Source organism: Rhizobium sp. YTU87027, assembly GCF_050644135.1.
Lineage (GTDB): Bacteria > Pseudomonadota > Alphaproteobacteria > Rhizobiales > Rhizobiaceae > Rhizobium.
Genome location: NZ_CP098440.1, coordinates 3,529,552 through 3,543,681, shown reverse-complemented (window position 1 = coordinate 3,543,681; position 14,130 = coordinate 3,529,552). Strand labels below are relative to the sequence as shown.

Here is a 14,130-nt window from a genome sequence, read left to right as displayed (position 1 = left end):
CTGTCGATCAATGATGTAGCAGCCGGCCGATGCCGGTGACCGTATCATTGTTTTTGCCGGCCAGCGCCGCCCGGTGCCCGGGACTGACCGCCACTACGGTACTGTTCGAGCATCTTTGCGCGCTTCACTACACCCTCACCCGCCTGCCCTGCAAGCACTGCAGCATGGATAAAAGCGTTCTGGCCCATCACCCCTTCCATTTCGTCCTCCGAGAAGAGACGGAAGGAAGGTATTTCTTCCTCGGTTTCCATTCCGAGATGCCAAGCCTTGCGAGCCTGGTCTATCTTTCTCACGCCATCCTCGGCGGCATTCGTTGCGTGGAACACTGCGATCGCGGCTCCACTCCTGACTGCGGCATCCACTTTCGCGGAACCCGTAACGAACTGGCCCGCCTTGCGAGCCATGTTCATCATCTGCATCAACTGCTGCGCAAACAGCGTCTCTACGGCTTGGCCAAGATCGGCTGCCGCCTTCACATCCGCTTTCAAGGCGCGGGCGAAGAGCTTCTTCGCCACCGCCTTGTCGACCAACGAGCGATCGATCTTGACCCAGCAGCCGCGTCCCGGAAGCTGTCGCTTCAGGTCGGCGATGACAGTCCCATCCGGAGCGGCAACGAAGCGGATCAGCTCATCCGGCGATCCGCTTTCGCGCGTCACGATGCACATGCGACCATTCACGTCATATCCTGCAAGATCGTCGTCCTCAGGAGAAACGGTCGGCTCACGCGCGGACATTATACTTCCTGCTCGGCCTCGGGAGCTTCTTCAGCTTCCGCGTCCTTGGCGAGGTCTTCTTCGGTGATCCAGCCAGCCGCGAGGCGAGCCTGGACGACCATCTGCTCAGCCTCGACGCGCGAAACGTCGAACTTCGAGAACAGGCCTTCGAATTTCTTGGTCTCGCCGTTCTTGCGCTCGCTCCAGCCAACGAGATCGTCAGCGGCGCAGCCGGCGAAGTCCTCAATCGTCTTGATGCTGTCTTCGCCGAGCGCGACCATCATCTGCGCGGTCATGCCGTCGATCTGGCGCAGTTCGTCGGAAACGCCGAGCGCCTTGCGCTTCTCGTCCATTTCGGCTTCCAGGCGCTCCAGATATTCGCGGGCACGCGTCTGGATTTCCTGTGCCGTGTCTTCGTCAAAACCGTCGATTGAGGCAATTTCGTCAAGGTCGACATAGGCAAGCTCTTCGACTGCCGCAAAACCTTCCGAGGCCAGAACCTGACCGACCATTTCGTCAACGTCGAGCGAATCCATGAACAGGTTGGTGCGCTCGTTGAATTCCTTCTGACGGCGCTCGGATTCTTCGGCTTCCGTCATGATGTCGATGTCCCAGCCGGTCAGCTGCGACGCCAGGCGGACATTCTGACCGCGGCGACCGATGGCCAGCGACAGCTGCTCGTCCGGAACCACGACTTCGATGCGCTCGGCATCCTCGTCGAGAACGACCTTGGCGACTTCAGCCGGCTGCAGGGCGTTGACGACGAAGGTCGCCGGGTCCTGCGACCACGGAATGATGTCGATCTTTTCGCCCTGGAGTTCGCCGACGACGGCCTGAACACGCGAACCGCGCATACCGACGCAGGCGCCGACCGGATCAATCGAGCTGTCGTTCGAGATCACGGCGATCTTGGCGCGCGAACCCGGATCGCGGGCAACCGACTTCACCTGGATGATGCCGTCGTAGATCTCAGGCACTTCCATGGTGAAGAGCTTGACCATGAACTGCGGATGCGTGCGCGACAAGAAGATCTGTGGGCCGCGCTGTTCACGGCGAACGTCATATACGTATGCGCGGACGCGATCGCCATAGCGGACGTTTTCGCGCGGGATCATTTCGTCACGGCGGATGATGCCTTCGCCACGGCCGAGGTCGACAATGACGTTGCCGTATTCGACGCGCTTGACGGTGCCGTTGACGATTTCGCCGACGCGATCCTTGAACTCGTCGAACTGGCGGTCACGCTCGGCTTCGCGAACCTTCTGGACGATGACCTGCTTGGCGGATTGGGCAGCGATACGGCCGAAATCCATCGGCGGCAGCGGATCGGCGATGAAATCGCCAAGCGCTGCATCCGGGTTGCGATCGCGGGCCAGCTCAAGCGGAATCTGGGTCGAATAGTCTTCAGCCTTGTCGACAACTTCGAGCAGACGCTGAAGACGGATCTCACCGGTCTTCGGATTGATGTCGGCGCGGATGTTGGACTCGGTACCGTAGCGGGAGCGCGCTGCCTTCTGGATCGCGTCCGCCATTGCGGCAAGCACGATCTCGCGGTCGATGACTTTTTCGCGCGCCACTGCATCTGCGATCTGCAGAAGTTCGAGCCGGTTCGCACTGACTGCCATTGTCTTTTCTCTCCGTCTAGGCGTCCCGGGTTCCCGTCCCTGGAGCCACAAGTTGATCGGTTATTCTTCGTCTTCCGCTTCGTTCTGGTTCGCGGCCTCTGCCTTCGCCAGCTTGTCGGCGCGCAGTGCATCACGGATCAGATCGTCGGTCAGAATGAGCTTCGCATCGCTGAGCGCAGTGAAAGGGATGACAACCTTCTGCTCTTCGCCATAGGCAACCTGGTCACGCTCGAGCGTGAAACCATCCGCATCGCTCTCCACGATCTTGCCGCGGAAGCGCTTGCGGTTGCCGATCATGATCGACGTCTCGCACTTCAAAAGGTGTCCCTGCCAGCGGGTGAAATCCGATTTCCGCACCAACGGACGATCGATACCCGGCGAAGACACCTCGAGATGATACTCCCGATCGATCGGATCTTCCACATCCAGAACCGGAGAAATGGCCATCGAGACCGCCTCGCAGTCCTCCACAGTCATCGTTCCGTCGTTGCGCTCGGCCATGATCTGGAGGGTTGCGCCGTTCTGATTGAGCATCCGCACGCGGGTCAGGCGAAACCCGAGATCCACCAATACAGGCTCGATAATGTCGGCAAGACGCTGGTCGAGACCGGTCTCGGTGATCAGCCGCGGCTCAAGTTCATTGTCTGCTTTCGTCGGATCCGACAAGCGATGCGCTCCTAGCAATTTCATGCATTTTGGGTGATCGCGGTAATAAAAAAGAGCGGGTCCTTGCGGCCCACTCTTCATCAAAACGATCAAGATTTGAGAGCCATATAGGCCGGTTTTTCCGAAATTGCAAGCTCCGTCGCCAACGTTCCGGATGCGCCCCGGCGCTAGCCAGAGGCATCTTGCGCCATATATTGGTTCCTAGGGACCGGCATCGGGAGGGATCGTGCCTTACACTTCGTCGACACTGGCGCCGTTGCGGCACGAAACCTACCGGAGGATCTGGTTTGCAAGCCTCGCCTCGAATTTCGGGGGATTGATCCAGGCGGTCGGCGCCGCCTGGATGATGACGACCATCACGGCATCGGAGAATATGGTCGCGCTGGTGCAGACATCGACGGCGTTGCCGATCATGCTTTTTTCGCTCGTGTCTGGCGCCCTTGCCGACAGCTTCGACCGGCGCCGGGTGATGCTGACGGCGCAATACTTCATGCTTGCTGTTTCGGCGCTGCTTAGCATCTCGGCCTATTTCGGCTGGCTTTCGCCGTGGCTGCTCCTTTTCTTCACGTTTCTGATCGGATGCGGCACGGCGCTAAACAACCCGTCCTGGCAGGCCTCGGTCGGCGACATCGTGCCGCGGGCGGATCTGCCTGGCGCCGTCACGCTCAACAGCGTCGGCTTCAACATCACGCGCAGCGTCGGCCCGGCGATCGGTGGTGTCATCGTCGCTGCCGCCGGCGCCGCGGCGGCGTTTGCCGTCAACACACTGAGCTATTTCGCGCTGATCTATGCGCTGATGCGCTGGAAACCGAGCTTGCCGACCTCCACCCTGCCGCGGGAGACGCTCGGCAGCGCGGTGTTTGCTGGCCTTCGTTATGTGTCGATGTCGCCCAATCTGCAGAAAGTGCTGCTGCGCGGTCTCATCTTCGGGATCAGTGCCAGCTCGATACTCGCTTTGCTGCCGATCGTGGCGATCAACCTCGTTGTCGGCGGCCCGTTGACCTATGGCCTCATGCTCGGCTCCTTTGGTATTGGCGCGATCGGCGGCGCGGTGCTGAATGATTGGCTGCGCGAACGCTTTTCGAGCGAAACGATCGTGCGTATCTCCTTCGCCGGCTTTGCACTGAGCGCCGCGATCGCCGCCTTCAGCCCGATTGCCGCGCTGACCTGCGCCGGACTGGCGATATCGGGCGCTTGCTGGGTATTAGCGCTTTCGCTGTTCAATACGATCGTGCAGCTGTCGACGCCGCGTTGGGTCGTCGGTCGCGCGCTGTCCCTCTATCAGACGGTGACTTTTGGCGGCATTGCGGGCGGTAGCTGGATCTGGGGCGTGGCCGCCGACCGTTACGGTGTCTCCAATGCCCTGCTGATCTCGGCCGTTGTCATGCTCTTCGGCATCGTCGTCGGGCTGCGCTTCGCCATGCCGGCCTTTGCCTCGCTCAACCTCGACCCGCTGAACCGCTTCACCGAACCGGCGCTCGGTCTCGATATTACGCCACGCAGTGGCCCAATCGTCGTCCAGATCGACTACGAAATCGCCGATGCTGATGTTCCCGAGTTCCTGGCACTGATGGGTGACCGCCGACGGATCCGCATTCGCGATGGCGCCCGCAATTGGGCGCTGATGCGCGACCTCGAAAAGCCAGGCCGATGGACGGAGACCTATCACACGCCGACCTGGGTCGAATACATCCGGCACAATCAGCGCCGCACGCAGGCCGATGCGGAAAACATCGAACGATTGCGCGATCTTCACCGCGGCGAGGACCTACCGAAGGTGCACCGGCTGATCGAGCGCCAGGCTATTCCGCCCAATGACGACGTCTTCTACAAGGCGCCAATCGACCTGCACCATTGAGGCAAGTCATGCATTCCTTCCGCCCTGCCCGTTCTTCCGATCTGCCTGATATCATCGACCTGCTTGCCGACGACGATCTAGGAGCGACGCGCGAGATCGTCTCGGATCCGCCGGATGCCAGGTATGTCGCAGCATTCGCGGCGATCGAGGCCGATCCCAACCAGTTGCTGGCCGTCGCCGTCAATAAGCGCGATCGCGTCGTCGGCTGCCTGCAGCTGACCTTCATTCCCGGTCTGTCGCGGACTGGCATGTGGCGCGGACAGATCGAAAGCGTGCGCATCGCTAGGGGCGCCCGAGGATCGGGCCTTGGCTCCGATTTCATCGAATGGGCGGTGGCGCGCTGCGCCGAGCGCGGTTGCGGCCTGGTACAATTGACCTCCGACAAATCGCGGACGGAGTCGATCCGCTTCTACGAGAAGCTGGGGTTCGTCGCGAGCCACGAAGGGCTGAAGCGTAGCCTCTAGGTTTACTTCAACCTGCCGATCATCGATGCCTCGGGATAACAGGTGGGCTTCATGCCGTTCTTTTCCTGCCACTGACCAATGGACCGGCGCGTCTTGTAACCCGGCAGCCCGTCGGAGCCGCCGACATCATATCCCTTTTTCTCCAACGCCTTCTGCATGGCCGCCACGTCGGAGCGCAGCATCTTGCCGACATCGCCCCACGGCCCCTGGAAGGCGCCGGAACCATAGGCGATCCGATCCGCGAGATTGCCGATATAGAGCGCGTAAAGATCGGAGTTGTTGTATTCCTTGATCACGTAGAAGTTCGGCGTGACGACGAATTCCGGTCCGTCGCGGCCCGCCGGGACGAGCATCATGCCAGATGCCTTGCCTTCGTCGGAGGGGAAGGCCTTGCCCGATATGCGCGTGATGCCAAGCGAGGCCCAATGCGATACGGGCTTGGCGAGATCCGGCCCCTCCTGCGCACAGGAAACCTGATCGGGAATCGTGACTTCATAGCCCCAGCTACGACCGCGCTGCCAGCCCTTCTGGGCCAGGAAGTTGGCAATCGAGGCAAGTGTATCGGGTACAGACGTCCAGATATTGGGATGGCCGTCGCCATCGAAATCGACGGCATACTTGAGGTAGCTGGTGGGCATGAACTGCGGCTGACCGAGTGCACCGGCAGACGACCCCTTGAATTCAGCAGGCGTTGCGTCGCCGCGATCGATGATGTGCAGGGCAGCAAGAAGTTCCGTGCGGAACATCTCCTTGCGCGTCGACATGAAAGCCTTGGTCGCCAGCACTTCGATCGCCGAATTCGGGATTTTCGCTGCCCCGAACCCCGTTTCGCGCCCCCAGACGGCCAGCACGATCGAACCGGGAACGCCGTAGGTCCTTTCGATCTTTTTCAGCGCCGAGGCATATTGCGAGGCAAAGCCTCGGCCGGTGGCGGTCAGCCGCGCCAACCGGTCCTCATTGAAATACGGACCTGGGGATGAAAATTCGGCCTGTGTCTGCTTCTGCTGCTTCGGCGGCGGGAAGCCGGGAGGCGCGAGATCGGTCAGGTCCCAATTGAGTTCGACGCCCGCAAAGGATGCGCTAAACGCCCGCTCCGAAATGCCGTTCTTCTGCGCTTCCGGCCAGAGGTCAGTCTGCACCCATTTCTCGAACTGCGCCTCGACATCGGCCTTGGACGCCGAAAGTGCCGGCCCGCATGACAGCGTCAGCAGCGCTGCCGTCGCGATCAAAAGGCGGCCGAAAATGCGCTTACTCATGCTTCCCCCTAGATTGCCGTGCGCGCCCTGAGTGCCGCCTGCAGCGTTCCTTCGTCGAGATAGTCGAGTTCGCCGCCGACCGGGACACCGTGGGCAAGGCGCGTAATCTTGACGTCCAGCCCGGTCAGCTGGTCGGTTATATAGTGTGCTGTCGTTTGTCCCTCGACGGTCGCATTGACCGCGATGATCAGCTCACGAATGCCGCCGGCAGTGACGCGCTCGATCAGGCCGCGAATATTGAGATCGTCGGGTCCGACCCCATCCAAGGGAGACAAGGTACCACCGAGGACATGATAGGCGGCGTTCAGCGCGCCGGCGCGCTCCAGCGCCCAGAGGTCGGAAACATCTTCGACAACGATGATGACGGACTGGTCGCGGCGGTCGTCCGTGCAGACAGTGCAGGGATCCACCGTATCGACGTTGCCGCAACGCGAGCAGATCTTGACCTTGTCATAGGCCTCGCCCATCGCATTCGACAAAGGGCCGAGCAGCTGGTCCTTTTTCTTGATGAGATGCAGCGCGGCGCGACGCGCGGAGCGCGGGCCGAGGCCCGGCACCTTCGCCAGCAGCTGGATCAGTTTTTCGATTTCGGGGCCAGTGACTCGCTTTGCCATGAGCGGTTATTAGCCCATATGATGCCAAAACGGAAACATGTTGGGAGTGCGGAGCGAATGAAAATCCTCGCCGTCTGCATCGGCAGTGCCGAGCGCCTGCCCGGCAAGAGCTGCAAGACGGGCATCTACAAGCATCCGATCGGCGGCAATGTGCTTGTCGATGCCGAGGGGCTCGTCGGCGATGCAATCAGCAACCGCAAGCACCATGGCGGCGTCGACCAGGCCGTCTATCTCGAGGGGTCGCTGACGCTCGAGTGGTGGTCGAAGGAACTAGGACGAATCGTCGAGCCGGGCACGTTCGGAGAGAACATGGTGATCGGCGGTCTCGATAACCGCATCGTCTCGGTCGGTGATCGATTCATAGCCGGCAATCTGGTTCTCGAGGTCACCAGCGCGCGTATCCCTTGCGCGACCTTTGCCGCCCGGATGGGCGACCCGCGCTTCGCCAAGCGCTACACCAAAGCGGCGCGACCGGGCGTCTATTGCCGCGTTCTGAAGAATGGAGCGATCGCGGCCGGAATGCCGATCGACCATCTCCCCTATGGCGGCGAAAAGGTCACGATGCCCGAGATGATCGCGACATTCGGCAAGACGCTCGCGACGCAGGATCGCAACCGCTATCTCTCGGCTCCGATCCACTACAGGCTCCGCAACATCCTGGAAGCGCAGGCAGAGGTCTAGCGCAAGCGCGCCTGAAGGGCTGCCAGAGCGGCCCTTCCCTGCGGCCACTCGCCAAGCGCACTCGTCCCGTTGATGTGACCGCGGGCGCCGATGTCCATGAATTCGCTGCCCCAACCGTTGGCCGTGGTGCGCGCATGGTTAAGCGAGCCGAAAGGGTCGTCGCTGCTGGCTATGACAAGGGACGCGAACGGGAGCGCACTTGCCGGTGGATTGGCAAAGCCGGCAGCCTCTGACGGAAAAGCCGGCGAAGACGGATCCGGGGGAGCGACCAGCAGAGCGCCACGGGCGCGATGCTTGCCCCGCCAAACCCAATGGGCAACCAGCAGACAGGAGAGGCTATGAGCGACGAGAACCGGTTCGGCCTTTGACTGTGCAACGGCACGGTCCAGCGCTGCAATCCAATCCTCAAGGTCTGGCTGATCCCAATTCGAGGGCGAAAAGCGCCGTATGCGAGAATCGCTCGCCTCCCATCGGGATTGCCAGTGTGCTTCGCCAGACCCGCCGATGCCGGGCAAGGTAATGATATCTCGCATCGATTCCTTCCTGTTGCTCGACGCGTAAGCTGCATGAGATAGTCGGCAACGGACATAGGAAATCATCGGCCAAAATATCCTCCAGCCGATGAATTAAAGGCGAACAATAATGACTGGCTTCGTGAACCGGCAACTTGACCCCACCGACATGCTGATTGTCGAGATCATGCAGGCGGACGGACGCATCTCCGTTTCCGAACTCGGGCGAAAGGTCGGCCTGTCACAACCGGCCGCCTCCGAGCGGCTGAAACGCCTGGAAGAGCGAGGCATTATCGAGGGTTACGGTGCCCGCATCAACATGGCGGCACTCGGGCTGGGCATGATCGCCATAATCCGGCTACGCACCACCCACGAACATATCCGTGCCTGCCTCAAGCAATTCTCCGAAATGCCGCAGATTATCGAGGTTCTAAGGCTGACCGGAGAGGACTGTTTCGTGTTGAAAGTCTTGGTCCCCTCACCGTCCGAGCTTGAAATCATCGTCGACAGCATAGCGCGCTATGGTGCGGTAACAACATCCCTCGTGTTGCGCAGCGAGCCTATGAAGCCGATCGGTCGCGAACTGATGAAACTGCCCCGCAACTACCCCTGAGACGGATTTCGACCACTACCACTTGCTGACGACGACAACACTCCTAGATTTTCACGCACGGAGTGCAAATCGAAGGAGGCTCGCATGTCCATCGCAAGACTTATCGCGGCGGCAGTCATTGCCGCAACAGCCACTGCCTTCCTATCAGCAACGCCGGCGGCAGCCCGCGTCAAAGTCGGCTCGCTGGGCTGTGATATTTCTCCGGGATTCGGTGTCATCATCGGCTCCAAGCGGACGCTCAACTGCATATTCACGCCGTCCTCCCCTGATCGACCGAGCGAACACTATACCGGCACGATCACCAAGTTTGGCGTTGATATCGGGACTCTCGCCGGCGGCGGATTGATTTGGCTCGTCTACGCACCGACCAACCGGCTCGACGGTGCCCTGCAGGGCAGCTACTCCGGCGTCGCAGCCAATGCGACGGTCGGGCTCGGTGTTGGGGCCAATGTCCTGATCGGGGGGTTCGAGGGCTCGATTGCTCTACAACCGGTCTCGGCTGAGGGCACGTCCGGTCTCAATATCGCAGCGGGCGTTGCGAATATGATCCTGACCTGGGTGCCACCGGCACCTCCGCCACCAGCCCCCAAGCGGCATATCTCGCAGAGGTAGCCTAGCGCATCGCGATTGCGACAGCAGCGCCGGCCATCGTACCGGCGCTGGCACGATTGGCCATACGCACCGCGCGGCGGCTCTTCAGGAAGCTTCTTGCCTTGGCGGCTGCCAGCGCCCAGCTGATATCGATCACGATCAGCACCAGAAACATCATCGCAACGAGTTCGGCCCAACCGTCGACGGTCACGGCGTGGATGTCGATGATCGACGGCAGTAGCGCCATATAGAACATCATGATCTTCGGGTTGCCGAGCGTTACCGTCATACCAGCCAGAAAGAGCTTCAGCGGCGACTGCGCATCGGGCAGCGCCTCGCCTTCACTATCGGGCGATGCAAACCACATCTTCCAGGCGAGATAGAACAGATAGCAGACGCCAAGCCACTTGATGGCAACGAAGGCGTAGTGGAAGGTTTCGGCAATCGCCGCGAGGCCTGCGACGGCGCAAGTCAGCCAGATTGCTTCGCCGAGCCACATGGCCGCCAGGAACGGCAGAACGTCACGCGCACCCTTGGAAATCACGCGGGCAACGAGTGCGGCGACACTTGGCCCCGGGGAACCGGCCGCCACGAACAATGCGGAGGCAAAGACAAATAGACTGGTCAACGTCATCGGCAATCCTCCCTACTGCGTGACGGAAGCGATGCCGACGCAGCCGACACCTCTCTCTTGATCTCTGCCGGAGATCAGAACGGCATCTTGAAACCGGGAGGAATCGGCAGGCCGGCGGTCAGCGCCTTGGTCTTTTCAGCGGCGGCGGCTTCAGCCTTGTCCTTGGCATCCTTGTGAGCGGCAACGATCAGGTCTTCGAGAATCTCGACGTCGTCTTCCTTGAACAGTGACGGGTCGATCTTCAGGCTCTGCATCTCGCCCTTGCCGTTGAGAATGACGGTAACGAGACCGCCACCCGATTTGCCCTCCGCATGGAGTTCGGCGATCTCCGCCTGCATCTTCTCCATCTTGGCCTGCATTTCCTTGACTTTGCCCATCATGCCCATGATGTCGCGCATCGTCTCGCTCCTTCTCGATACTTTAGAAAATTATGTCGTCGCCTGGCAGGATGTCGCCCTCGTCGGATTCGGCAGCGGCCGGCGCCTTGACCTCCTCTTCCTCATCGGGCTCTGGCGCCCGCACGCGGACATCGATGATCTTGGCGCCCGGAAACTGTGCGAGGATCGCCGCCACATCCGGATCCTGACGCGCGTCGCTGACCTGTTGCGCTTTGGCGTTGGCTTCGGCCTCGACGATGGTCGGCTGGCCCTGCTCGCGACTGAGGCTGACGATCCAATGGATGCCAGTCCACTCCTTGAGCTTGACCGCCAGTTCGTTGAGCAGCGTAGCGGGGGCGCCTTCCGTCAGATTGACGTCGAGGCGACCGGGTTCGATGCGAACGGGGCGCACGAAGTTGCGCACCAGTGCCTTGATCTTGGCATCGCGCTTTTCGCCGGCCAGATTGGCGATATCAGCAATGGAATTGACTGGCACCGATGGCTTTGGCGCTTCGATTGGCTTCGTCTCAACGCGACCGACCGGCATGCTCTGCGGATTGGGATTAGGCACCGCGCGCAGCATCGCGGTCGGGCCGGCGGGCTGTGGACGGGGAATCGACTCCGTCGATCGTGCCGCCAGATTCCCCTGATAGTTCACCGTTGCGCCGCCACCGCCGTTGCCTGACGAGGCTGTTGGACGGCCGCCGCCGTTCGTCTCCGAAAACTCTGCGAGACGGCGCGCGGCATCTTCCGGCGCCGGCAGATGCGCGGCATGCGCCAGTCGGATCAGCACCATCTCGGCGGCACCGGCCGGGCGCGAGGAACCCTCGGCCTCCGGAATGCCCTTCAGCAACATCTGCCAGATGCGCGACAGCGTCGTCACCGCCACGCCTTGCGCGAATTCAGCAGCCTTCGTGCGTTCGATTTCGCTGAGCGATGGGTCGTTCGCGGCATCAGGCACATATTTCAGCCGCGTGACGAGATGCGTGAAATCAGCAAGATCGGTCAGCACTGCAACAGGATTGGCGCCGGCTTCGTACTGGCTTTCGAATTCGCCGAGCGCCGCAGCGACATCGCCTTTGACGATGTGATGAAAGAGATCAACGATGCGGGCACGGTCGGCGAGGCCAAGCATCCCGCGCACGGCTTCGGTCAAAACGGCACCGCTACCATGGGCGATCGCCTGATCAAGCAGCGAAAGACCATCACGCGCCGAGCCTTCGGCCGCACGGGCGATCATCGCCAGCGCATCGGGCTCGGCCTCGATGCCTTCCTTTGACGCGATCGTAGTGAAGAGGCCAACGAGATCAGAGGCGCTGATGCGGCGCAGGTCGAAGCGCTGGCAGCGCGACAGGACCGTGATCGGGACCTTGCGGATTTCGGTGGTAGCGAAGATGAACTTCACATGCTCCGGTGGCTCTTCGAGCGTCTTCAGCAGGCCGTTGAAGGCCTGCGTCGAGAGCATGTGCACTTCGTCGATGATGTAGACCTTGTAGCGCGCCGAAACCGGACGGTAGCGCACCTGCTCGATGATCTCTCTGATATCGTCGATACCGGTGTGAGAGGCGGCATCCATCTCGATGACGTCGACATGCCGGCCTTCCATGATCGCTTGGCAATGCTCGCCAGGAATCCGTAGGTCGATCGTCGGCTTGTCGATATCGGCCGTCTTATAGTTCAGCGCACGAGCGAGGATGCGGGCCGTCGTCGTCTTGCCGACCCCGCGAACGCCGGTCAGCATGTAGGCCTGCGCGATACGGCCGGTCTCGAAGGCGTTGGTCAGGGTCTGGACCATCGGCTCCTGGCCGACCATCAGATCCGTGAAATCCTTGGGGCGGTATTTGCGTGCCAGCACCCGGTATCCGGTGCCCGTCGAGGCGGCATCTTTTGACTGTCGCTCGGTGTCGCTCATCGCCCTGCTTATCACCCGGACTGCCCGAGCAAGAATGGAGAGAAAGGTGGGAGGCTGGCACGATGACCCGTGCCGGGCTCGTTAGGGCTGCTTCCTTCCGGACCTGACCCGGTTGGCGAGTGGCTCGTCCACCACCAACCTCCCGGATGCACATATCGGCAATATCGCCATCAAAAGCAAGCCAAGCTCAAAAAAAACTGCTAGCCTCAGGAAAACATGGAGGAATGCCTGTTGGACGAATTCAAGCTCGACCGTCGGTTGGAAAGCGATAGCGACAGAGTCATGCAGACCGGACTTTGCGATCTCAGGCTGTCGAAGGACGCCCGCTGGCCGTGGCTGATTCTTGTGCCACGCAGGATGGATATAAGCGAAGTCTTCGAACTCACACCCCTCGATCAGGTGATGCTGACATTCGAGACGGAGATGGTCGCCTCCACACTGAAGACGATCACCGGCGCCACAAAAATCAATATTGGGGCCCTTGGCAATATCGTCCGTCAGCTTCATGTTCATGTCATTGCCCGCTTCGAAGGCGATGCCAATTGGCCAAATCCGGTTTGGGGTTTTGGCAAGGCTGAGCCTTATGCGGCGGACAAGAGAGATGACCTTATAGAGAAGTTGCGGGAAGCCCTTTCATCATGAGCCGTTCGCTTTTCGATTCGGATGTTCCGCATCCGGAACCCAGCAGTCTGACTGCCTTCGCCGCCAATGACCTGATCCGCGATTCCGAACATCGCGACGAGACCTCGGTCGACAAGGCATTGGCGAAGGAAGGAACCCATATCTTCGCCTTCGCTGGCGACAAGCTGGTCCTCAAGCATGATGGGCAAGTGCTCGATCCGTTGTTTGCGCGCTACGAACTGAAAGACCTACAGCCGAACTGGGACGAAACAGTGCTGCTCGGCTACCGCAAGACCGGGGAACCGCGTCTCGCCGTGCCGGTGGGTGTTCCGGAAGAAGAACTCGCCAGCCATTACAAGCCCTCGGATGGCCGTTCACTGTTCCGCGAAATGCTGATCGACGAGGTCCTGCTCGGTGAGTTCGCCCAAGGAGCAAGCCTCATCCGCTGGAACCGGGACAATAAGTTCTGCGGCCGCTGCGGCTCGACCATGGAGATCCATATCGGCGGCTACAAGCGCGTCTGCTCCGCCTGCGGACACGAAATCTTCCCGCGCACCGATCCCGTCGTCATCATGCTGACCATTGATGAGGAGCGCGATCTCTGCCTCCTCGGCCGAAGCCCGCACTTTGCGCCGGGCATGTATTCCTGTCTCGCCGGTTTCGTGGAGCCGGGCGAAACGATCGAGAACGCCGTGCGGCGCGAGACACTGGAAGAATCCGGAATTCATACGGGACGGATTCGCTACCACGCCTCGCAGCCCTGGCCGATGCCGCATACACTGATGATCGGCTGTTATGCCGAAGCCAAGTCCAAGGAGGTCAAGTTCGACAGCCAGGAATTGGAAGACTGCCGCTGGTTCACGCGCGAGGAAACGCTTGAGATGCTCGAGCGCCCCAGCGCAACGGGCAAGGCACCGCCGCCCAAGGGCGCGATCGCCCACCGGCTGATGCGCGACTGGGTGGAGTGGAAAAGGCAATAAGGCCTGACAGAAC

At 60.9% G+C, this 14,130-nt stretch carries 16 protein-coding genes and 1 other RNA gene; 7 read left to right on the top strand and 10 right to left on the bottom strand.

Going from position 1 to position 14,130, the window contains the following annotated elements; translation table 11 throughout:
* Positions 1-44 precede the first annotated feature (44 nt).
* Genes NBG89_RS17500 through rimP form a run of 3 tightly spaced genes read right to left on the bottom strand, consistent with a single transcriptional unit; the run spans position 45 to position 3,004 of the window.
* Complete coding sequence (locus NBG89_RS17500; protein WP_431320974.1) at positions 45-734, bottom strand: RNA-binding protein; 690 nt, start codon at positions 732-734, stop codon at positions 45-47.
* Entirely contained in the window at positions 734-2,338 is a 1,605-nt protein-coding gene (gene nusA, locus NBG89_RS17495; RefSeq protein ID WP_088704171.1) for a transcription termination factor NusA, read from the bottom strand. Before nusA ends, NBG89_RS17500 begins: the two co-directional genes overlap by 1 nt.
* 60 nt (positions 2,339-2,398) lie before the next feature.
* Positions 2,399-3,004, bottom strand: a complete 606-nt coding sequence (gene rimP / locus NBG89_RS17490) for a ribosome maturation factor RimP (protein WP_431320973.1) — start codon at positions 3,002-3,004, stop codon at positions 2,399-2,401.
* 226 nt (positions 3,005-3,230) lie between these two features.
* On the opposite strand from rimP, the gene NBG89_RS17485 reads away from it, so the two are divergent.
* Both NBG89_RS17485 and NBG89_RS17480 read left to right on the top strand, forming a co-directional pair.
* Positions 3,231-4,862 (top strand): MFS transporter, encoded by a 1,632-nt coding sequence (locus tag NBG89_RS17485; RefSeq protein WP_431320972.1) that lies wholly within the window; start codon positions 3,231-3,233, stop codon positions 4,860-4,862.
* Positions 4,863-4,870: 8 nt separating this feature from the next.
* Complete coding sequence (locus NBG89_RS17480) at positions 4,871-5,326, top strand: GNAT family N-acetyltransferase (RefSeq protein ID WP_431320971.1); 456 nt, start codon at positions 4,871-4,873, stop codon at positions 5,324-5,326.
* A 2-nt stretch (positions 5,327-5,328) separates the two neighbouring features.
* Here NBG89_RS17480 and NBG89_RS17475 read toward each other — a convergent pair whose 3' ends face one another.
* Both NBG89_RS17475 and recR read right to left on the bottom strand, forming a co-directional pair.
* Positions 5,329-6,582, bottom strand: a complete 1,254-nt coding sequence (locus NBG89_RS17475) for a lytic murein transglycosylase (RefSeq protein WP_431320970.1) — start codon at positions 6,580-6,582, stop codon at positions 5,329-5,331.
* Between the two features lie 8 nt (positions 6,583-6,590).
* Positions 6,591-7,196: a recombination mediator RecR gene (recR, locus tag NBG89_RS17470; protein ID WP_088692570.1), complete on the bottom strand. Its 606-nt coding sequence runs from the start codon at positions 7,194-7,196 to the stop codon at positions 6,591-6,593.
* Between the two features lie 57 nt (positions 7,197-7,253).
* Between recR and NBG89_RS17465 the strand changes: the two genes are divergently transcribed.
* Positions 7,254-7,877 (top strand): MOSC domain-containing protein, encoded by a 624-nt coding sequence (locus NBG89_RS17465; RefSeq protein ID WP_431320969.1) that lies wholly within the window; start codon positions 7,254-7,256, stop codon positions 7,875-7,877.
* Here NBG89_RS17465 and NBG89_RS17460 read toward each other — a convergent pair.
* Positions 7,874-8,410: an RBBP9/YdeN family alpha/beta hydrolase gene (locus tag NBG89_RS17460; protein ID WP_431320968.1), complete on the bottom strand. Its 537-nt coding sequence runs from the start codon at positions 8,408-8,410 to the stop codon at positions 7,874-7,876. The two genes, NBG89_RS17465 and NBG89_RS17460, sit on opposite strands and share 4 nt — an antisense overlap.
* Before the next feature lie 109 nt (positions 8,411-8,519).
* On the opposite strand from NBG89_RS17460, the gene NBG89_RS17455 reads away from it, so the two are divergent.
* Together NBG89_RS17455 and NBG89_RS17450 are read left to right on the top strand one after the other, a co-directional pair.
* Positions 8,520-9,002, top strand: coding sequence for an Lrp/AsnC family transcriptional regulator (locus tag NBG89_RS17455; RefSeq protein WP_431320967.1), 483 nt, complete (start codon positions 8,520-8,522; stop codon positions 9,000-9,002).
* 84 nt (positions 9,003-9,086) lie between these two features.
* Complete coding sequence (locus tag NBG89_RS17450) at positions 9,087-9,614, top strand: DUF992 domain-containing protein (RefSeq protein ID WP_431320966.1); 528 nt, start codon at positions 9,087-9,089, stop codon at positions 9,612-9,614.
* Position 9,615: 1 nt separating this feature from the next.
* Here NBG89_RS17450 and NBG89_RS17445 read toward each other — a convergent pair whose 3' ends face one another.
* The 4 genes from NBG89_RS17445 to ffs form a co-directional block, all read right to left on the bottom strand.
* A complete protein-coding gene (locus tag NBG89_RS17445) occupies positions 9,616-10,227 on the bottom strand; it encodes a LysE family translocator (protein ID WP_431320965.1) in 612 nt (203 codons plus the stop codon).
* Positions 10,228-10,301: 74 nt separating this feature from the next.
* The gene (locus tag NBG89_RS17440; protein WP_007799011.1) at positions 10,302-10,625 is read right to left on the bottom strand and encodes a YbaB/EbfC family nucleoid-associated protein; all 324 of its coding nucleotides are present in this window, start codon (positions 10,623-10,625) and stop codon (positions 10,302-10,304) included.
* Positions 10,626-10,647: 22 nt separating this feature from the next.
* Entirely contained in the window at positions 10,648-12,516 is a 1,869-nt protein-coding gene (locus tag NBG89_RS17435) for a DNA polymerase III subunit gamma/tau (RefSeq protein ID WP_431320964.1), read from the bottom strand.
* A 46-nt stretch (positions 12,517-12,562) separates the two neighbouring features.
* Positions 12,563-12,659: signal recognition particle sRNA small type (gene ffs / locus NBG89_RS17430), an RNA gene on the bottom strand.
* 88 nt (positions 12,660-12,747) lie between these two features.
* Between ffs and NBG89_RS17425 the strand changes: the two genes are divergently transcribed.
* Entirely contained in the window at positions 12,748-13,158 is a 411-nt protein-coding gene (locus NBG89_RS17425) for an HIT domain-containing protein (protein WP_431320963.1), read from the top strand.
* Positions 13,155-14,117 (top strand): NAD(+) diphosphatase, encoded by a 963-nt coding sequence (gene nudC / locus NBG89_RS17420; protein ID WP_028749287.1) that lies wholly within the window; start codon positions 13,155-13,157, stop codon positions 14,115-14,117. The genes NBG89_RS17425 and nudC overlap by 4 nt, the downstream gene beginning before the upstream one ends.
* Positions 14,118-14,130 lie beyond the last annotated feature (13 nt).